Source organism: Pseudomonas baetica (assembly GCF_002813455.1).
Classification (GTDB): domain Bacteria; phylum Pseudomonadota; class Gammaproteobacteria; order Pseudomonadales; family Pseudomonadaceae; genus Aquipseudomonas; species Aquipseudomonas baetica.
In genome coordinates this window covers 5,414,677-5,432,790 of record NZ_PHHE01000001.1, presented here as the reverse complement: position 1 = coordinate 5,432,790, position 18,114 = coordinate 5,414,677, and the positions used below count along the sequence as shown (strand labels likewise).

Annotated in this window: 15 protein-coding genes, 6 tRNA genes and 1 pseudogene; 10 read left to right on the top strand and 12 right to left on the bottom strand. The window is 59.2% G+C overall.

Annotation, left to right across the window (positions count from 1 at the left end; translation table 11 throughout):
* Window positions 1–56: 56 nt before the first annotated feature.
* Entirely contained in the window at window positions 57–464 is a 408-nt protein-coding gene (locus ATI02_RS25130) for a PA2817 family protein (protein ID WP_100847679.1), read from the top strand.
* A 144-nt stretch (window positions 465–608) separates the two neighbouring features.
* Here ATI02_RS25130 and ATI02_RS25125 read toward each other — a convergent pair whose 3' ends face one another.
* The gene (locus ATI02_RS25125) at window positions 609–1,607 is read right to left on the bottom strand and encodes a LysR family transcriptional regulator (RefSeq protein ID WP_095188613.1); all 999 of its coding nucleotides are present in this window, start codon (window positions 1,605–1,607) and stop codon (window positions 609–611) included.
* Between the two features lie 90 nt (window positions 1,608–1,697).
* Between ATI02_RS25125 and ATI02_RS25120 the strand changes: the two genes are divergently transcribed.
* The 4 genes from ATI02_RS25120 (at window position 1,698) to ATI02_RS25105 (ending at window position 5,759) form a co-directional block, all read left to right on the top strand.
* Window positions 1,698–2,324 carry an alanyl-tRNA editing protein gene (locus tag ATI02_RS25120; protein ID WP_095188614.1) on the top strand — a complete coding sequence of 209 codons (627 nt, stop codon included), beginning with the start codon at window positions 1,698–1,700 and terminating at the stop codon, window positions 2,322–2,324.
* 88 nt (window positions 2,325–2,412) lie between these two features.
* Window positions 2,413–3,183 (top strand): 2OG-Fe(II) oxygenase, encoded by a 771-nt coding sequence (locus tag ATI02_RS25115; protein WP_100847678.1) that lies wholly within the window; start codon window positions 2,413–2,415, stop codon window positions 3,181–3,183.
* Window position 3,184: 1 nt separating this feature from the next.
* Window positions 3,185–3,823 (top strand): LysE family translocator, encoded by a 639-nt coding sequence (locus ATI02_RS25110; protein WP_100847677.1) that lies wholly within the window; start codon window positions 3,185–3,187, stop codon window positions 3,821–3,823.
* A gap of 196 nt (window positions 3,824–4,019) precedes the next feature.
* Complete coding sequence (locus ATI02_RS25105) at window positions 4,020–5,759, top strand: dipeptidase (protein ID WP_100847676.1); 1,740 nt, start codon at window positions 4,020–4,022, stop codon at window positions 5,757–5,759.
* Between the two features lie 132 nt (window positions 5,760–5,891).
* On the opposite strand, the gene ATI02_RS25100 is transcribed toward ATI02_RS25105, so the two are convergent.
* The 6 genes from ATI02_RS25100 to ATI02_RS25075 all read right to left on the bottom strand — a co-directional run bounded on the left by ATI02_RS25100 (window position 5,892) and on the right by ATI02_RS25075 (window position 6,516).
* Window positions 5,892–5,967: transfer RNA gene (locus ATI02_RS25100), tRNA-Gly, on the bottom strand.
* 2 nt (window positions 5,968–5,969) lie between these two features.
* Window positions 5,970–6,045, bottom strand: a tRNA-Glu gene (locus tag ATI02_RS25095).
* Between the two features lie 58 nt (window positions 6,046–6,103).
* Window positions 6,104–6,179, bottom strand: a tRNA-Gly gene (locus ATI02_RS25090).
* 3 nt (window positions 6,180–6,182) lie between these two features.
* A tRNA-Glu gene (locus ATI02_RS25085) sits at window positions 6,183–6,258 on the bottom strand.
* 104 nt (window positions 6,259–6,362) lie between these two features.
* Window positions 6,363–6,438 (bottom strand) — tRNA-Gly (locus ATI02_RS25080).
* 2 nt (window positions 6,439–6,440) lie between these two features.
* Window positions 6,441–6,516 (bottom strand) — tRNA-Glu (locus ATI02_RS25075).
* A gap of 384 nt (window positions 6,517–6,900) precedes the next feature.
* On the opposite strand from ATI02_RS25075, the gene ATI02_RS25070 reads away from it, so the two are divergent.
* Complete coding sequence (locus tag ATI02_RS25070; RefSeq protein ID WP_170947233.1) at window positions 6,901–7,659, top strand: hypothetical protein; 759 nt, start codon at window positions 6,901–6,903, stop codon at window positions 7,657–7,659.
* 611 nt (window positions 7,660–8,270) lie between these two features.
* Here ATI02_RS25070 and ATI02_RS33395 read toward each other — a convergent pair.
* From ATI02_RS33395 to ATI02_RS25055, 4 genes and pseudogenes are all read right to left on the bottom strand, one after another.
* Complete coding sequence (locus ATI02_RS33395; protein WP_374730003.1) at window positions 8,271–9,134, bottom strand: methyl-accepting chemotaxis protein; 864 nt, start codon at window positions 9,132–9,134, stop codon at window positions 8,271–8,273.
* A pseudogene (locus ATI02_RS33390) lies at window positions 9,129–9,329 on the bottom strand (HAMP domain-containing protein); the annotation flags it as partial. The gene ATI02_RS33395 and the pseudogene ATI02_RS33390, both read right to left, overlap by 6 nt.
* A gap of 1,017 nt (window positions 9,330–10,346) precedes the next feature.
* On the bottom strand, window positions 10,347–11,741 hold the full coding sequence (locus ATI02_RS25060) for an aminotransferase-like domain-containing protein (RefSeq protein ID WP_100847674.1): 1,395 nt from the start codon (window positions 11,739–11,741) through the stop codon (window positions 10,347–10,349).
* A gap of 186 nt (window positions 11,742–11,927) precedes the next feature.
* Window positions 11,928–12,689: an SDR family oxidoreductase gene (locus tag ATI02_RS25055; RefSeq protein ID WP_095188621.1), complete on the bottom strand. Its 762-nt coding sequence runs from the start codon at window positions 12,687–12,689 to the stop codon at window positions 11,928–11,930.
* A gap of 242 nt (window positions 12,690–12,931) precedes the next feature.
* Here ATI02_RS25055 and ATI02_RS25050 point away from each other — a divergent pair, with 242 nt between their 5' ends.
* Window positions 12,932–13,936 (top strand): NADP-dependent oxidoreductase, encoded by a 1,005-nt coding sequence (locus ATI02_RS25050; protein ID WP_095188663.1) that lies wholly within the window; start codon window positions 12,932–12,934, stop codon window positions 13,934–13,936.
* Between the two features lie 126 nt (window positions 13,937–14,062).
* Here the strand turns inward: ATI02_RS25050 and pyrF are convergent, their stop codons facing one another.
* A complete protein-coding gene (gene pyrF, locus ATI02_RS25045) occupies window positions 14,063–14,761 on the bottom strand; it encodes an orotidine-5'-phosphate decarboxylase (RefSeq protein WP_167394893.1) in 699 nt (232 codons plus the stop codon).
* 295 nt (window positions 14,762–15,056) lie between these two features.
* Here pyrF and ATI02_RS25040 point away from each other — a divergent pair, with 295 nt between their 5' ends.
* The 3 genes from ATI02_RS25040 (at window position 15,057) to xopAW (ending at window position 17,939) form a co-directional block, all read left to right on the top strand.
* Window positions 15,057–15,806 carry a response regulator gene (locus ATI02_RS25040; protein WP_100847673.1) on the top strand — a complete coding sequence of 250 codons (750 nt, stop codon included), beginning with the start codon at window positions 15,057–15,059 and terminating at the stop codon, window positions 15,804–15,806.
* The gene (locus ATI02_RS25035) at window positions 15,806–16,855 is read left to right on the top strand and encodes a sensor histidine kinase (protein WP_100847672.1); all 1,050 of its coding nucleotides are present in this window, start codon (window positions 15,806–15,808) and stop codon (window positions 16,853–16,855) included. Before ATI02_RS25040 ends, ATI02_RS25035 begins: the two co-directional genes overlap by 1 nt.
* A 229-nt stretch (window positions 16,856–17,084) precedes the next feature.
* Window positions 17,085–17,939: a XopAW family type III secretion system calcium-binding effector gene (gene xopAW, locus ATI02_RS25025; RefSeq protein ID WP_100847670.1), complete on the top strand. Its 855-nt coding sequence runs from the start codon at window positions 17,085–17,087 to the stop codon at window positions 17,937–17,939.
* The last annotated feature ends 175 nt before the right edge of the window (window positions 17,940–18,114 follow it).

Genomic DNA, 18,114 nt, shown 5'->3' with positions numbered 1-18,114 from the left:
AATGGGTGCAGGAGCTTTATACTCCCGCGCCCGTTTTGCTCTTGAGGACTTATCTCGTGTCCAACGTCGTTGCCGATCATCTTGTATTGCTCGACCACCTGCGCAGTATCCTGGTCGCCGTAGGTGAGGCCGAACAGGTTCCCGAAGAAAGCTATGCCTTGTTCCTGGAGCGCTTCGACGAACTGCTGGCGTCATTACCTATCGATCCGATCGAAAGCCAATACCTGGGCCAGGACATCCTGACTCAAGTGATTACCCGTTACCCGCAAATTGCCCACTTGATCCCGCGGGATCTGCTGTGGTTCTTCGCTGGCGACTGCCTGCACTACCTGGCCGATGAAGAAATCGACCTGTATCAGGCGCTGGAAGAACGTCGTTTTGAAGCTGAACAGAACGATGAACCGTTCGACTGGAATCAGGAAAAACAGCTGCTGGCGATGTCCGCTCAGGACAGCAAGCACTGATTTTCGTCCAGCCATTAAAAAGGCCTGCATGACTGTTCATGCGGGCCTTTTTTAAGATCAAAAGATCGCAGCCTTCGGCAGCTCCTACATAGCAACGTATTCTCCTGTAGGAGCTGCCGAAGGCTGCGATCTTTTGCTTTTGCGCTACAACAATCCCTCGCTCTCCGGCAGCTCGTATGCCATCGCAGCGTTACTGGCGCTACCGGCCTTCCCCGGTTTGCCGAGGGTCGGCTCTTTCTGCAGACACTCCACCAGATAATCGATAAACACCCGCAGCTTGGGCGGCAGGTAGCGCGTCGGCGAATGCAGCAGCCACAGGCCGCCGTGGTAGGAAGCCAGGAAAGTCCAGTCCGGCAGCACCTGCACCACCAACTTCTGCTCCAGTGCATAACGTGCGGTGAAATAAGGCAGGCTGCCAATGCCGATGTGCTGCAACACCGCGCCCAACCGCACCCCGGTGTGGTTGGCGGCATAGCGACCACGCACACCCACCGTCACCGCTTGTGTGCCTTTCTTGAATTTCCAGCGCGCGTCGCTCGGGGTTTCGCCCAGATAAATGCAGCTGTGATTGAGCAAGTCGTGGGGATGGGTCGGCGTGCCGTGCTCGGCCAGATATTGCGGGGTGGCGCAGAGCAAATGATCGATGGTCAGCAGTTGCCGCCCGACCAGTCCGGCTGGCGGCCGATCAGTGATGCGAATCGCGAGGTCAACATGATCGTCGATCAGATCGACCTGCCGATCTTCCAGCAGCAACTCCACATCTACCTTGGGATAACGCCGCAGAAACTCGGGCATGTGCGGATGAATGACGAAACGCCCCACCGCCTTCGGCACGCTGACCCGCACCAGACCCTCGGCTTCATGGGTGAATTGACCACTGATTTCCATCACTGACTTGGCGGCGCTGACCATCTCCTGGCAGCGCTTGAACACCTCTTCGCCACCATCACTGAGGCGCAACTTGCGCGTGGTGCGCTGCAGTAATCGCGTGGCCAGAGCCTTTTCCAGTCGCGAAATGCTACGACTGACGGCGGACGGCGACGAACCGAGTTGGCGCGCTGCCTCGGAGAAGCTGCCGGTCTCCACGACCTTGACGAAAATCGCCATTTCGCCGAGCAGTGGTAACGGAAGATTTATGCTCACAGCGCACAAGTCCTTTGATGTTTGAGCGGATTATCACGTTATTACACGATTCATATAATAAAAACAGAAACTTTAATAAGGACATGGAATATGACGCTTCGCCTCTTTTTCCATAGTGATGATCTCAAGGCCAATGTGGAAGTCCTCGACTGCACGCCCCACGAGAACGAGTTTGCGGTAGTGCTGCGCGCCACCCTGTTCCATCCGCAAGGTGGCGGCCAACCGTGCGATACCGGCTGGATCGGCGAAAGCCAGGTACTGCGAGTGGTACAGGAACCGGAGCGGATCGTGCATTACGTCGACCGACCGGTAAAACCTGGCATGACCATGATTCGGGTCGATGAACAACGCCGCGGCTTCAATACCCGTATGCATTCGGCCGGGCATCTGATCGGGCATTTTGTTCAGGCCATGGGCTGGACACCGATCAAGGCACACCACTGGCCAGACGAAGGCCGGGTGCAATTCAAACCGGGCGACGGCGCTCAAGAGATCGACGCGCAAACCGTTCAACACGGTGTCGAGCAGTGGATCAAGCACGACCTGCCACGCCTGATTTCTCTGCGCGAAGGTGCGCGGGAAGTCGGTTTCGGTGAACTGCCGGCCTATGGCTGTGGTGGCACCCATGTACGCAGCCTGAAGGATCTGGGCACCGTCACGATCGCGTCCCTTTCACAGAAGAAGGGCACGTTGTCCGTCCACTACAGCGTGGCTTGAGCATTTCGGACGCCGCCTCAGGCAGCGTCCGGCGCCGGGGAACCGCATTCGCCGGTTCCGTTGACTATCGATAGATGGACCTAAAAAAATGATGCTAGACGTCGAGCGTCTCGATGAGACGTGCATAAAAAAACTGGCCAACGAAGAAGTCCTCGCCATTCGCGTCAAAGGCTTTTTGCCCGAACCGCTGGCGATCCAGATTGGCGACAAGATTCTCGCTCCAGGCTTTGAGGATTACATCAATGCACCGAGTATCGGTCGCATCGGCATGGCGTTTTACGAGGCAGAAAACCAGCCGCTGCTGATAGAGGATTACTTCGAACGCGCCACCAGCAACATCGCCGAACTGCGCAATCGCTGCGCGCCCTACTCCTCGCCAGTCGACACGCTGCGCTGCATGCTCGATGAATCGTGGCCGGCCGGCGCGCATCTGGAAAACCTCTACGGTCGCAAAATGTATGTCGGTCTGTCGCGCGTGGTGAAACCCGGCGTGTGCTTCCTCGCCCACCACGACATTTTCGCCAAGGACGCCCCGGAGAGCTTTCAGGCCCGCAGTCTCGAAGCGCAATTTGCCTGCAACGTGTACCTCAACATGCCAACTGAGGGGGGCGCGTTGCAGATGTGGGACGAGGACATTACGCCAGATCAGTTCGACGAGATGCGCGGCGACAGCTATGGCATCGACCCAGCCTTGCTCGGCCCGCCAACCCTCGAAGTACGGCCCAAACCCGGCGATTTCATCATGTTCAATTCGCGCTGCATGCACTCGGTAACCCCCGGTGTGGCCGATCCGCGCCTGAGCCTTTCCTTCTTTGTCGGCTATCGCGGCAATGCTTCACCCCTGACCTTCTGGAGCTGAGATGCTATCGAATTACCTGGGCGAATTTCTGGCGCTCGCCACTATCCACTTTCTGGCGGTGGTCGCTCCCGGCCCGGATTTCGCCGTCACCATCCGCCAGAGCGTGCGTTTTGGCAGGCTCATCGGGATCTGCACGGCACTGGGTATCGGCGCGGGGATTTCCGTGCATGTTCTCTACACGTTGCTCGGCGTTGGCGCCTTGATGCACACCACACCCTGGTTGTTGACAGTGGCCAAGGTGGTGGGTGGTGCTTATATTCTTTATCTGGGCATCAGCCTGATTCGCAGCAAACCCAAAACCACACTTGGAGGCGAAAAAGCGGCTGATGAGCCGGTGATCGAGCAATCACTGTTCAAGGCTTTCAGCACCGGTTTTCTGACGAATGCCACCAACCCCAAAGCCACGCTGTTTTTCCTGGCGATCTTCACCACGATCATCAGCGCGACCACGCCCTTGCAGATTCAGGCGCTGTACGGTTTATGGATGTGTCTGGTGAATGCGCTGTGGTTCGTGGTCGTTGCATTGTTTTTCTCCAGCAACCGCGTTCGAGTCCTGTTTATGCGCATGGGCCACTGGTTCGAGCGCAGCATGGGCGTGATTTTGATTCTGTTTGCCGGCAGGCTGGTGCTGTCGATGTAACCCCCAGACAAAAGGCCCGATCGGTCAGTTGCACCGATCGGGCCTTTTTCATTTGTGCGCCGCTTTTGCGTTTCTGTGCGACGCATCGCACTTCAGGGGCTCCCCTTAAACACCTTCGCGGTGTTAGCTTGGAAAAGATTTGTTTCAACTTTCAAACACTTCCCACTCAACTGCCTGCAAAGGAATGCCCATCGCAATGGATTTTTCTCTCAAGCGTCTCGCCGCTGCCAGTTTGGTTTTGGCCAGTCTTTCAGCAATTGCCCTGCCCGCCCAAGCCAATATCACCGCACAGCAAAGTGCCGCTATCCTCAAGACCTTCAACGATGCGACGGTCACTGATTTCCATCAGTTTCTCGGCGCTGTAGGCAAAAGCGAGTTGAGCAAAACCGACAATCTCGCCCCGGCGATCAACGCTTTTCTCGAAAACAAAACCCTGACCTCCGAACAGCAGAACGAAATCAATCGCCTGCTGGGCCTCTATACCCGGATCAAGTACGGCAAAGCGGCCCTCGAAACCCTGCGCGAACTGGTGGAAATCCCGACCTTCCAGAAAGAAGGCGTAGCCCAGCATGACAATCCCGAGTTCATCAAGATCGCTGAAAAGATCAAGAACCTGGCCGAATCCTTCAATCTCAAATTCCGTAACGTCGACAACCGCGTCTATGAAATTTCTCTGGACGGCAGCGGTGACGAGGTCGTGGGCATTCACGCCCATGCCGACGTAGTGCCAGTCACCCCGGAAAACTGGGTGCTCAAAGACGGCACCAAACTTGATCCCTTCAAGGTCACCCTGATCGGTGATCGCATGTATGGCCGCGGCACCGAAGACGACAAGAATGGCATCGTCGTCGCGCTGTATGCCATGAAGGTGATCAAGGAAGAGCAACTGCCGCTGGCGCGCAATTTCAAACTGCTGGTGGACACCACCGAAGAAACCAGCGGCGACGCGATTCCTTACTACTTCGAACACAATCCGACGCCGAACTACAACATGGCGCTGGATGGCGGCTACCCGGTGGTCATTGCCGAGAAGGGCTACGGCACCGTCATGGCGAACTTTCCCAAGCGCAAAGGGGAAGGCAAAGGCGCGGAAATCACTTCGATGACCGGCGGACTGGCAACCAATCAGATCCCGTCCGTTTCGGTGGCCACACTGGTCACCGACACCCCTGCCGAACTGGCCGCGAGCCTGCAAAAGGCCGGTAATGAGTTCGCCAAACACAACGGTGGCGACTTCCAGGTAGCGGCCAAGGTCGATGGCAACGATGTCAAACTCACCGTTACCGGGGTTTCCGCTCACTCCTCGGAACCCGAGTCCGGCGTCAACCCGGTCGCCCGGATGCTGAGTTTCATTGACAGTCTCGACGGCAAAGTCGCACTCAAGCACAACCAGTTCACCGATGCAGCCCGCTATGCCGCCGACAACTGGGGTCTGGATTATCTGGGCAAAAAGCTCGGCGTGGGGTTTTCGGACTCATTCATGGGCCCGCTGACCACTTCGCTGACCTACGTTGGCATGGACGACAAGGCGTTCAAACTGGCCGTCAACCTGCGCGTTCCAAAGGGTAAATCCCCGGAAGTACTAAAGAAGGAAATCGCCGACAAGCTAGCGGCATGGAGCAAAAAGAGCCAAGTTGCCGTGGACTTCACCTACTCGATCGCCGAACCGATGTATCGCAATCCTGAAGGCGAATGGGTCAAAGCACTGCTGGCGGTGGCCACTGAGAACCTGGGCATGAAACACGAGTTCGGCACCTCTGCCGGCGCCACCTCCGTTCATGAACTGCCGAACGGTGTGCAGTTCGGCCTGGCCCGACCTGAAGTGAAATACACCGGCCACACTGATGGTGAGTTCAAGACCGTTGACCAGTTCCTGCTGGACTTGCAGATCGTGACAGAAATGATGGGGCGTGTCGGGCAACTGCCGAAACTCTGACCTTTACCCGGACCCACTATTGAGTGGGTCCATCGCGGTGCAAATACAGATAAAGACCCGAAGGTTCTTTTTCGCGCACAAATCACGCACAAACAAAAACGCCGCTCATCACTGAGCGGCGTTTTTTTAATTTGGAGCGGGAAACGAGACTCGAACTCGCGACCCCGACCTTGGCAAGGTCGTGCTCTACCAACTGAGCTATTCCCGCAATGGCGTCCCCTAGGGGACTCGAACCCCTGTTACCGCCGTGAAAGGGCGGTGTCCTAGGCCACTAGACGAAGGGGACAGGCTACAACTTTCACTAAAATAAAAACGCCGCTCTTACCGAGCGGCGTTTTTGAATTTGGAGCGGGAAACGAGACTCGAACTCGCGACCCCGACCTTGGCAAGGTCGTGCTCTACCAACTGAGCTATTCCCGCAAATGGCGTCCCCTAGGGGACTCGAACCCCTGTTACCGCCGTGAAAGGGCGGTGTCCTAGGCCACTAGACGAAGGGGACACGCTACCCGGAACACATGGTGTGTGTTTCGGTGTCCAGATCCGCATCCGAAAACTTGGTTCTGGTTTCACTCAACACTGCCCGAAAGCAATATTGTTTAAAATTGGAGCGGGAAACGAGACTCGAACTCGCGACCCCGACCTTGGCAAGGTCGTGCTCTACCAACTGAGCTATTCCCGCAATGGCGTCCCCTAGGGGACTCGAACCCCTGTTACCGCCGTGAAAGGGCGGTGTCCTAGGCCACTAGACGAAGGGGACACACTACAACATTCACTGCCTGCCGCGCTTCGCTGTGTGCTTTACGCTGCAAGTGGCGCGCATTCTATGGATGGATTGAGAGGTCGTCAACCCCCTGATATAAATTTATTTAAATCAATGACTTCGACCTGCTTTAAGGGACGGCGCAGGCTTTTCCGTCGCTTGGGGTTTGACGCCTATATTCCGACACTCGCCAAGACGTTATAGTCCACAACACAGTGGTGGCAATCTGCACATCATGCGCCAGCATTCATATAAGCAGCGCTTGGCCGATACAGATTGAACCCGCCGTTCCAACTCGTCGAGCGGCGCTAGGCGCTTATATGCCAAGCCACTACACTCGCATGCGAACCCTATAAAGAGGTCTTACCGGTGACACCACTCATGATCACCCTGCTAGTCGTAGCCGGGATCGCAATTCTGATCGCCATTGGCTACATGAACCATGTGGTGGAAAACAACAAGGTAGAGAAGATCCGTACCAAGGTCGAACTCAACGACCGCCTGCGCCGCTGCGGCGAACTGACGGAGACCTTCCCCGGCCAGTTCATGACCCCGGCACTCAAGCTGCTGCTGACCCGCCTGGAACTGAACGTCTGTCAGCGCCTGCTGAATCTGGAAAAAACCAGTGCGACGACGAAAGCACGCATTACCGAACTGAGCGCGCTGGTTGCCCAAGGCGAATCGATCCCGGTCAACAACCCGCCCGCACCGATCCTGACCGAGGCCAAAGCCAAAGACGTGCGCTTCCTGCTCGAAGCCCTCCACGGCCAGATCACCCGCGCCGCCCACGATGGTTTCCTGCCGCCAAACGAAGCCAAACAGTGGATCCGCGAAGTCCGCCACATCCTGGTGCTGCTGCACATCGAGTTCTTCAACAACCTGGGCCAACAGTCCCTGCAACAAAACCAGCCCGGCCAGGCCCGCCTCGCCTTCGAACGCGGCGTGCAATACCTGCGCAAACAACAGGACCCGCAGATCTACTCCGAACAACTGCAATACCTGGAAAAACTGCTGGCCCGTGCCAACGCTCAAGTCATGGACAAGATCGCGCCGGTCGAAGGTGAAGAGAACCAACTGACGACGGGGCTCAAAGAAGTCGATGCAGATGCCGAGTGGAAGAAAAAAGTGATCTACGACTGATCGCAAATGTTGAAAGAGGAGCCACCGAGAGGTGGCTTTTTTGTGGGCGGGTTGTTTGAAAGATCGCCTTCGCGAGCAAGGTCGCACACAGTTTTAACCGAGTACCCCCGCACCAGAACGGTCGGCTGTCAGGCCGCCATCGCTGGCAAGCCAGCTCCCACACAAGGGCAAAGCAAGATCAAAAGATCGCAGCCTGCGGCAGCTCCTACAGAGGAGACAAGTACCTCCCCACGCGGCGAAGTCCGCCCCACTCAACACAATGAGCGCAAGCTCGAGTACCGCTTTTGATCTTAGAGCGCCCATCGGCAGGCTGAGTGGAGGGGTTGATCCGGGGGTGGGAGCGCAGCGACCGTTTGGCGCAGCCAAACACATCGAGAGGAGGTGCAGCGCAGCAAACCGGAGGCGATGCCCCCGGATCAATCCCGCAGCGAAGGAACCCGAGCCACGGCGAGGGCCGTACGTCAGGGTAAAGCCTTTTGGGTTACCTTTTCGGCGTCTGGAAAAGGTGACCCGCCGTCAGGGCGGAACCCTAATCAGCAACACCCGCAGCAACGGATATTCACAAAAAACACCCCAAGCATGGTCGGCCCAAAGGCCGCCAAGCCAAAGCGTCAAAGCCGAAAATGCCCAACCATCCCACGCAACTCACTCCCCAACTGCGCCAGTTCAACACTGGAAGCCGCATTCCCGTGCATCGCAATCGACGACTGATCCGCACTCGCGCGAATGCTCGTCACACTGCGATTGATCTCCTCCGCCACCGAACTCTGCTCCTCGGCCGCCGCCGCAATCTGCTGATTCATCTGCTGAATCAACGAAACCGCCGCCGCAATACTACCCAGCGCACTCTCGGTCTGCAGCGCATCACTCACCGCCAGCTTCACCAACTCACCACTGCTCTGAATCTGCTGCACCGATGAATGCGCTGCCGCCCGCAATGCACTGACCAGCCGCTCGATTTCCTCGGTCGATTGCTGCGTGCGCCGGGCCAGCGCGCGAACCTCATCGGCCACCACCGCAAATCCCCTGCCCTGCTCCCCGGCCCGCGCCGCCTCAATCGCCGCATTCAACGCCAAGAGATTAGTCTGCTCGGCCACGCTCTTGATCACCCCCAACACCGTGCCGATATTCTGAATTTCGGCACTGAGGCTTTCGATGCTGGAACTGGCAGACGTCGCTGAATCCGCAAGCTGTTCAATGCGCGCCATGCTCTGGCGCACCACCTGCTGACCACCCTCAACCTTGTCGTCGGCGGTCTGTGCCGCCTGAGCCGCCTCTTCGGCATTGCGCGCAACATCGTGGACGGTGGCCGTCATCTGGTTCATCGCCGTGGCGACCTGCTCGGTTTCCTCCTTCTGACTGCTCACTTCAAGGTTGGTCTGCTCGGTCACCGCCGACAGCGATTGCGCCGAACTGGCCAGTTGCTCAATCCCGGCCTGCAAGCCACTGACAATCGTGCGCAGCCCCGCTCCCATCTGCTGCATTGCCAACATCAGTTGGCCAATCTCGTCACGCCGAGTCACCTCCACGGTGGCACTCAAATCACCGGCGGCAATCCGCTGCGCGACATCAATCACACTGCGCAATGGTGCGACGATCAGCCGAGTGATCACCCACGCTGCGATCAACCCGACCAATAGCGCCAGCGCTGAGGAGCCAACAATCAACATCGAGTTCTTTTTCAGCTCCTCCTGCATGGTCGCGTCTTCGACGACGTAAGCCTGATCGACCCGATTCACCACTTGCGCGGCACGCTGGCGCAATTGCTCGTAGACCGTTTTTTCCTGCGCCAGCAGCGCGGTGTACTCGGCGAGTTTCTCGTTGAAACCGACGATATGCCCGGAGACTTCGTTGAGTACCGTCAGATACCCCTCGTCCTTGACCGTGGATTTCAGTGCCTCGGCCTGCTCCCGGGCTTGCGCGGCCTGTTCGATGTTGCCCTTGCCGGCACTGTCGGCATCGCCCTTGCGGCTTTGATCCAGACGAATACGCGCCTCGTTCATCGCTTGCAGCATCAGTCTCGACACCTGGCTGACCTGGCTGGCCTGCTCGATGAACTGCGCGCCGTCCTTACCCTCGCTGTCCTTCAAGGTGTACGCACCATCATCGGCCAGCCCGGCCTGCAACACGTCAAGGTTGTTGGCCACACTGGAGACCGACCAACTGGCCATCTCCAGCGCCAGTTCCTTGGCCTGAGTCAACGAGACGAACTCATCGAAGGCTTTTCGATAGGCTCCCAACGACGCCTCGACATCGTTCATCACCGGCACGTTGGCCGGCGATTGCGCCTTGAGTTGCTCAGCCTGCGCAACCAGAGCAGCAATGCCTTCGTGCAAGGCATCGGCGGTTTTCGGCTCACTGTGCAAGGCGTAGTCCTGCTCCAGCAGCCGCACTTTGAGCAGTGCACTGTTGAGCGAGGACATTTGCTTGAGCCCGTCGAAGCGTTGACTGATGGTTTGCAGAGACCAGACACCCATGCCTGCCACCAGCGCAGTCAACAGCAGCACCAGGACAAACCCGACACCCAGTTTTTTCGCCATACCGAGGTTGGCAAAACGTCCTTGCACGGCCGAAATCATTGCGCGTAGTCCCCTGCCATAGTCTGTCAACGCAGATTCGCAACGGCCATCCGCCAGCACAAGTCTCTGGCGTCGGAATAATGGCAAAAAGCTACGCACGCGTCGTTTTCAGAACACTCGAGGTCGATCCGCACCGGTCTTGCGAAAAAACTGCCTAGCTCTTGGATCACAGGCATAAGCCACATTGATACGCTGCCACTCACTGGCTTCACCAGCGGGACTGAAGACACCCGGGGTTGCCAGTTCAACGCCGTTAGCCTGCGCCTGTACACGCAGACGAACGGGGTCGGTCAACGGTGAACGCGCCCAGATGAACAAGCCCCCCATCGGTTTGCCGAATACTTCCCATTCGGCGTCCTCCAGCGCCTGCAGTGCAGCGGCTCGATCGGCGTTCAGACGTTGACGCTGACGTTGCACCAGTTTGCGATAGGCGCCGCTGGCCAGAAGACTGGCGAGCACCGCCTCACTGAATCCCGAAGCGCCCATGCTGGAAATCAACTTGACCTGGGTAAGCCGGTCTATCAGCGCTGAATCGGCCAGCACGAAACCGACTCGCAAGGAACTGCTCAGGGTTTTCGAGAAACTGCCGACGTAGATCACCCGTTCGTCGAGTGCCGCCAGCCGTGTACCGTTGCCATTGTGCAAATCGGCGTAGACATCGTCTTCGATCACGCGCACATCATGGGCCGCGCACAGCTGCAACACCTGTTGCGCGACGGCGGAGCTCAGGCAAGTGCCTGTAGGGTTCTGATGATGGCTGTTGATGAACATGGCGACCGGCCGGCACTGCTGCAGCAACACCCGCAGCCCATCGGTATCCGGCCCGTTCGGTGTGCGTCGAACTTCGAGCAAGCGTACGCCGTGCAGGCGCAAAAGATCGAACAGGGGGGCGTATCCGGGGCTCTCGACCACCGCACAATCGCCAGCCTTGAACAGCGTGCGCACAATCAGATCGAGCGCGTGACTGGCGCCACTCGTGGTCAGCACCTGACTGTCGCAGGCGTCGATTCCGACGAGTCTGAGTCGTTTGACGATCTGCTCGCGTAGCGCCGGCAACCCTAATGGCGTGCTGTAGTTGAACAGACTGGCCATGTCGGTGCGGGCCACCTGGCGGATCGCGTAGCTCAGGTCATCGGATTCGCGCCAGTTTTCGGGCAGGCCTCCGCCGCCCAGCGGCAACCTGCCCCCCCGCCCGCACAGCGCGGCGCAAGTCGCCTGAGCGTATTGCAACGTCACCGAGTCGCCGCTGCCGGCGACCCTCCCGGGCGCCGCTGCCACCCTGAACCCCAAGCCCTGACCGGAGGCCAGAATGCCTTGCGCCACAAGGCGCTCACAGGCTTCAACGACACATGACTGGCTGAGCAGATTGGACCGCGCAATTTGCCGCACCGAGGGCAAACGTGTGGACGGCGGCACCCGACTTCGCGAGATCCAGTCGATCATTCCGTCAACGATCTGCTGCACGACCGGCACCATTGCCTGTCGGTCAATTCTCAATTCCATGAGCTCGCAAACTCCTGTCCGTTTTGCTGGCGGCAGTAAATCACAGCCGCGCCGCACAGGCTGTGCGACAACGCCGCCAAAAGCGACTGTTCTAACCATTTGATACACATTGTTTAACGGATCACGGAACTGAGCGTGAGACACAAAAAAGCCCGCAGGAATGCGGGCTTGTTTCAGCGATGCGCTTCAGAACGCGGTAACGCCACCATCTACCGCCAGTGAATGACCGGTGGTGAACGCCGCACCGTCGCTGCACAGGTACAGCACTGCACTGGCAATTTCCTCGACCGTACCGATGCGCCCGACCGGATGCATCGCGTTGGCAAACTCACCCTTCTTCGGATCGGCCTCATAAGCGCGGCGAAACATGTCCGTGTCGATCACCGCCGGGCACACTGCATTGACGCGAATTTTCTTTTTCGCGTACTCGATGGCTGCCGACTTGGTCAGACCGATCACCGCGTGTTTCGACGCTGCGTAAATACTCATCTTCGGCGCCGCCCCGAGCCCAGCCACAGACGCGGTGTTGACGATAGCCCCGCCACCTTGGGCAAGCAACAGCGGCAACTGATACTTCATGCACAGCCAGACGCCTTTTACGTTGACGCCCATGATGGCGTCGAACTCATCCATCGAGCCCTCGGCCAGTTTGCCCTTCTCGATTTCGATTCCGGCGTTGTTGAAGGCGTAGTCGAGACGGCCGTAGGTATTGATGACCTCGTCCATCAGATTTTTCACTTCGCTTTCGACGGTGACGTTACAGCGCACGAACGTCGCTTCGCCGCCGGCTGTACGAATCAGCGCCACCGTACCCTCGCCCCCGGCAGCGTCCAGATCGGCCACCACCACTTTCAAACCTTCGGCGGCGAATGCCTGGGCGGTCGCGCGGCCGATGCCGTTGGCGGCTCCGGTGACTACGGCAACCTGACCGGAAAACGTCATGCTCATTGTTATGTCCTCGAACGGGATAGATGCAGGGGCGAGACTGGATATTTGCAGCATAGCCACAGCGGCCAGCTGTACGTCAGCACTATCAAAAGGCTGTTTATGCGCCCATGCGTTGCAGTGATAAACCCGTGCCGGTGACTATCACTGCACTGGATCGGTATGCATTCGCCGCATCAGCCGACCTTGCGACATCGCCGCTGAAGGTCTATCAACAAGGCTTCATTTCAGCTCGAGTGCAGGCCATGACCAACCAGACCAACCGCCAGTTCCTGCTCGCCAAACGCCCGGTGGGCGCCGCGACCCGCGAGACTTTCACTTATCAGGAAGTGCCGGTGGGCGAACCGGCCGCGGGACAGATTCTGGTGAAGAACGAATACCTGTCCCTCGACCCGGCCATGCGTGGCTGGATGAATGAGGGCAAGTCCTACATCCCGCCGGTCGGCATCGGCGAAGTCATGCGTGCCCTGGGCGTAGGCAAAGTCGTTGCTTCGAACAATCCGGGGTTTGCGGTCGGGGACTACGTCAACGGAGCCATTGGCGTGCAGGATTATTTCCTTGGCGAGCCCAGAGGTTTCTACAAAGTCGATCCGAAACTGGCGCCGTTGCCAGTGTATTTGTCCGCGCTGGGCATGACCGGCATGACCGCGTACTTCGCTTTGCTTGAAGTCGGCGCGCCGAAGGCTGGCGACACCGTGGTGCTGTCCGGCGCAGCGGGGGCGGTGGGCAGCATTGCCGGGCAGATCGCCAAGATCAAAGGCTGCCGCGTGATCGGCATTGCCGGTGGTGCCGACAAGAGCAAATACCTCATTGATGAACTGGGCTTCGACGGCGCCATCGACTACAAAAACGAAGACGTGCTGGCCGGGCTAAAGCGCGAATGCCCGAAAGGCGTGGACGTGTATTTCGATAACGTCGGCGGTGACATCCTCGACGCCGTGCTGAGTCGCTTGGCGCCGAAAGCGCGAGTGGTGATCTGCGGCGCGATCAGCCAGTACAACAACAAGGAAGCGGTCAAAGGCCCGGCCAACTACCTGTCGCTGCTGGTCAATCGCGCGCGAATGGAAGGGTTTGTGGTGATGGACTATGCCGCGCAGTACGCGAGTGCCGCGCAGGAAATGGCCGGGTGGATGGCCAAGGGTCAGCTCAAGAGCAAGGAAGATATTGTCGAGGGGCTGGAGACGTTCCCGGAGACGCTGATGAAACTGTTCAACGGTGAGAACTTTGGCAAGTTGGTGTTGAAGATCTAAAGCCACCGCAAAACCAATGTGGGAGCGGGCTTGCTCGCGAATACGCTGGATCAGTCGACATTAATGTTGAATGACCAACCGCATTCGCGAGCAAGCCCGCTCCCACATTTGGATCTTCAGCGTTGCTTAGGCGATTTCAGCGACTACCGAGGCCAGCGCCTTGGCCGGGTCCGCCGCCTGGCTGATCGGACGGCCAATCACCAGATAATCGGAGCCGGCATCCAGCGCCTGACGCGGGGTCAGAATGCGGCGCTGATCGTCCTGCGCGCTGCCCGCCGGGCGAATCCCCGGGGTCACCAGTTGCAGCGACGGATGCGCGGTTTTCAGCGCCTGAGCTTCCAGCGCCGAGCACACCAGCCCGTCCATCCCGGCTTTCTCGGCCAGTGCAGCCAGACGCAGCACTTGCTCCTGCGGCTCGATATCCAGACCGATACCGGCCAGGTCTTCTCGCTCCATGCTGGTCAGCACAGTCACGCCGATCAGCAACGGTTGCGGGCCGCTGCGCTTGTCCAGCTCTTCACGGCAGGCCGCCATCATGCGCAGGCCACCGGAGCAATGCACGTTGACCATCCACACGCCCATCTCGGCGGCGGCTTTGACGGCCATCGCGGTGGTGTTGGGGATGTCGTGGAATTTCAGGTCGAGGAACACTTCAAAACCCTTGTCACGCAGGGTGCCGACAATTTCGGCGGCGCAACTGGTGAACAGTTCCTTGCCCACTTTGACCCGGCACAGTTTCGGGTCCAACTGGTCGGCCAGCTTCAGTGCGGCGTCACGGGTGGGAAAATCCAGGGCGACGATGATAGGAGTCTGGCAGGCGGACATGAATGGGCTCTCAGGCAGGTCGAAATCGGCGCGCATTGTAGCGGAACCGGCGACGGCGCGGCACCCGATGATCGGTAAATCGTCGCTCCGGCCGTGATCAGCATAGCGCTCGCGGCTATTGTGTCGAACTCGATACACAGCGGACACGCCGCCAACAAGCGCCCCGGCTACCCTCGCCAGCCGCAACACGTCCTTACATCAGCACTTCCCGCCTCACCGCCGGACGCCTATGCTGAAACCACCACCTCGCAGCCCATCTTTGTGGTTGGCGGCCTAATGGCAGATGAACAGCCCCATGCACAACACCCAAACCACCGTGAATGATGAGCCAAAAGACGACAAGCGCTGGAGCATCCGCGCCCTGATCGTCGATGATGACGTGCCGATCCGCGAGCTGATGATCGATTACCTCGCTCGCTTCAATATTCACGCCAGCGGCGTTACCGACGGCGCGGCCATGCGTCAGGCAATGCAGGCCGAGCATTTCGATGTGGTGGTGCTGGATTTGATGCTGCCCGGCGAAGACGGCCTGTCGCTCTGCCGCTGGCTGCGCGCCGAATCGGACATCCCGATCCTGATGCTCACCGCCCGCTGCGAGCCCACCGACCGCATCATCGGTCTGGAACGGGGCGCCGATGACTACATGGCCAAACCGTTTGAACCGCGCGAACTGGTGGCACGGATCCAGACCATTCTGCGCCGCGTCCGTGATGACCGTACCGAGCAACGGGCGAACATTCGCTTCGACAACTGGCGCCTGAACAGCGTTTTGCGTCAGCTGATCGCCGACGATGGCCTCGTGGTGCCGCTGTCCAACGCCGAATTCCGTCTGCTTTGGGTGTTTATCGAACGCCCGCGCCGGGTGCTCAGCCGCGAACAATTGCTCGACGCCGCCCGCGGTCGCTCGATCGAAGCGTTCGATCGCAGCATCGACCTGCTGGTGTCACGCCTGAGGCAGAAACTCGGCGACGATCCAAAGGCCCCGCAGTTGATCAAAACCGTACGCGGTGAGGGTTACCTGTTCGACGCCAGGGACATCGGCTAATGCGGGCGCGCTTTGACACGCTGTTCGGTCGCCTGTTTGGCGTGCTGTTCGTGGCGATCGTCCTGGCGCACCTGCTGGCTTTTACCTGGTTTCATCTCTACGGCCCGCCACCGCCACCACCGCCTCCGGAATTTTCGCAAAACGCCGAGGGGCAACGACCGCCACAGGATCCGCGCTACCCGCCCCGCCCCCCTCGTCCATGGTTTGGCGGACCGGTCGTGCCGCTGACCTTTCAGTTCATCACGCTGATGATCGCCGCGTGGTATGGCGCCAAGCTGCTCAGTCGCCCGATCCAGCGCCTGAGCGACGCCGCCGAACGCCTCAGTGAAGACCTCGACAGCCCACCGCTCGACGAATCCGGCCCCCGGGAAGCACGGCAAGCGGCGCACACCTTCAACCTGATGCAACAACGCATTCGCGAGCAAGTGCAGCAGCGCGCACGCATGCTCGGCGCCGTCTCCCACGACCTGCGCACGCCGCTGTCACGATTGAAACTGCGCCTGGAAAACATCAACGACGACAAATTACAAAGCCAGATGCGTCAGGATCTCAACGACATGATCGCCATGCTCGACGCCACCCTCACCTACCTGCACGAGCAACGCACCAGCGAAGCCTTGCAACTGATGGACGTGCAGGCGCTGGTCGAGTCATTGTGCGAAAACGCTCAGGATCAAGGCGCGGACGCACAAGTCAGCGGTCATTGCACACCGATGCAGGTGCAGCCGATGGCGCTGCGATCATGCATCAACAACCTGATGGACAACGCCCTGCGCTATGCCGGCCAGGCGCGCATCGAATTGCTGGATCAGCGCGAGCAACTGCTGATCCGCGTGATCGACCATGGGCCGGGGATTGCCGAGGACAAACGCGAGGCGGTGTTTGAACCGTTTTATCGCCTGGAAGGCTCGCGCAACCGCAACTCCGGCGGCGTCGGTCTGGGCATGACCATTGCCCGGGAAGCGGCGCAGCGTTTGGGTGGACAACTGAACCTGGAAGAAACCCCAGGTGGTGGCCTCACCGCAGTCATCCGCCTGCCTCGCCCCTGAGAAACACACAAAACCCTGTGGGAGCGAGCCTGCTCGCGAAGGCGTCAGTTGATCCAGCATCTCTGTTGTATGTTCCGGCCTCTTCGCGAGCAGGCTCGCTCCCACAGGGGTTCAGCATTGTTCTCGTGTGTACCAGCCGGTACAAACCCCACATACCCACGACAACTTGCCCCTTGAGGCTGCATAAGCCGGTACACCCACCGGCTTTCCAGTCCGAGGAGTGAGCCCGATGATCGGTAGCGTCAGCAACTACACGAGCTATACCAGCACCAGCAGCACCTCCACGCAAAACGCCCGCAGCCAGCAACTGCAAAAAGACCTGTTCGCCAAACTCGACAGCAACGGCGACGGCGCGGTGGATCAGGACGAACTGAATAGCGCCCTGTCACAAAAGTCCGACGACGGCCTGCTGGTCAACCTGAGCAAACAGTTCGGCGACCTGGACAGCGACGGCAGCGGCAACCTCAGCGCCGAAGAAATGACCGCCATGGCGCCCCCACCACCCCCGCCGCACGACCAGGCGCCCGACACGGAACTGGCCAACGCCCTGATCAGCGCACTCGACAGCGACGGCGACGGCGCCATCAGCAGCGACGAACTGAGCACTGGCCTGACCAGTGCCGGCAGCACCGCCGACAGCAACCAAATCTTCTCGGCCCTGGACAAGAACAAGGACGGCACCGTCAGCCAGGACGAACTCACCGCCAGCCTGACCCCGCCACCACCACCGCCGCCACAAGTGAACAGCGACGAGCTGTTCAGCCAGCTCGATGCCGATGGTGACGGCAGCGTTACGGCGACAGAACCGAGCAGCGCCTTGCAGGCCAGCGACAGCACCTCGACGACCAGCACCGACACCAGCGCCGCGTTGCTCAAGGTTCTCGACAGCGACAGCAGCGGTGGCGTCAGCAGCGATGAATTGAAAGCGGCTCTGCAGGCGGGGCGTGAACGTCCTGAGCAAGAACAGACTGCCAGCGCACAGACCCGCTCCGAAGCGTTGAACCGCATGATTGCCAACTTGAGCAAGCAGTACTCGCTGGATAATGCTGCGCCGGTGGGCAAGTACCTCAACGTCGCTACGTAACTCGCCTACTGGCTGTCGAGTGAAACGAGGCTGCGATCTTTTGATTTTGCTTTTTGAATCAATAGCAAGATCAACGGATCGTGGCGTTGGGCGGTTCTTGCATGGGGGTGGGGGTGGGTGTGGGGTTGGGGGCATATCCGTTGCTGCGGTAACGGCTGCTTAGGGTTCCGCCCTG

Coding starts and splice junctions, on each gene's coding strand:
- ATI02_RS25070 (WP_170947233.1), top strand. CDS start 6,901: ATGATCACCCTGCTAGTCGTAGCCGGGATCGCAATTCTGATCGCCATT.
- ATI02_RS33395 (WP_374730003.1), bottom strand. CDS start 9,134: ATGGGAGCGGGGCTGCGCACGATTGTCAGTGGCTTGCAGGCCGGGATT.
- ATI02_RS25040 (WP_100847673.1), top strand. CDS start 15,057: ATGCACAACACCCAAACCACCGTGAATGATGAGCCAAAAGACGACAAG.
- ATI02_RS25115 (WP_100847678.1), top strand. CDS start 2,413: ATGATGCTAGACGTCGAGCGTCTCGATGAGACGTGCATAAAAAAACTG.
- ATI02_RS25120 (WP_095188614.1), top strand. CDS start 1,698: ATGACGCTTCGCCTCTTTTTCCATAGTGATGATCTCAAGGCCAATGTG.
- ATI02_RS25060 (WP_100847674.1), bottom strand. CDS start 11,741: ATGGAATTGAGAATTGACCGACAGGCAATGGTGCCGGTCGTGCAGCAG.
- pyrF (WP_167394893.1), bottom strand. CDS start 14,761: ATGTCCGCCTGCCAGACTCCTATCATCGTCGCCCTGGATTTTCCCACC.
- ATI02_RS25050 (WP_095188663.1), top strand. CDS start 12,932: ATGACCAACCAGACCAACCGCCAGTTCCTGCTCGCCAAACGCCCGGTG.
- ATI02_RS25110 (WP_100847677.1), top strand. CDS start 3,185: ATGCTATCGAATTACCTGGGCGAATTTCTGGCGCTCGCCACTATCCAC.
- ATI02_RS25105 (WP_100847676.1), top strand. CDS start 4,020: ATGGATTTTTCTCTCAAGCGTCTCGCCGCTGCCAGTTTGGTTTTGGCC.
- xopAW (WP_100847670.1), top strand. CDS start 17,085: ATGATCGGTAGCGTCAGCAACTACACGAGCTATACCAGCACCAGCAGC.
- ATI02_RS25055 (WP_095188621.1), bottom strand. CDS start 12,689: ATGAGCATGACGTTTTCCGGTCAGGTTGCCGTAGTCACCGGAGCCGCC.
- ATI02_RS25035 (WP_100847672.1), top strand. CDS start 15,806: ATGCGGGCGCGCTTTGACACGCTGTTCGGTCGCCTGTTTGGCGTGCTG.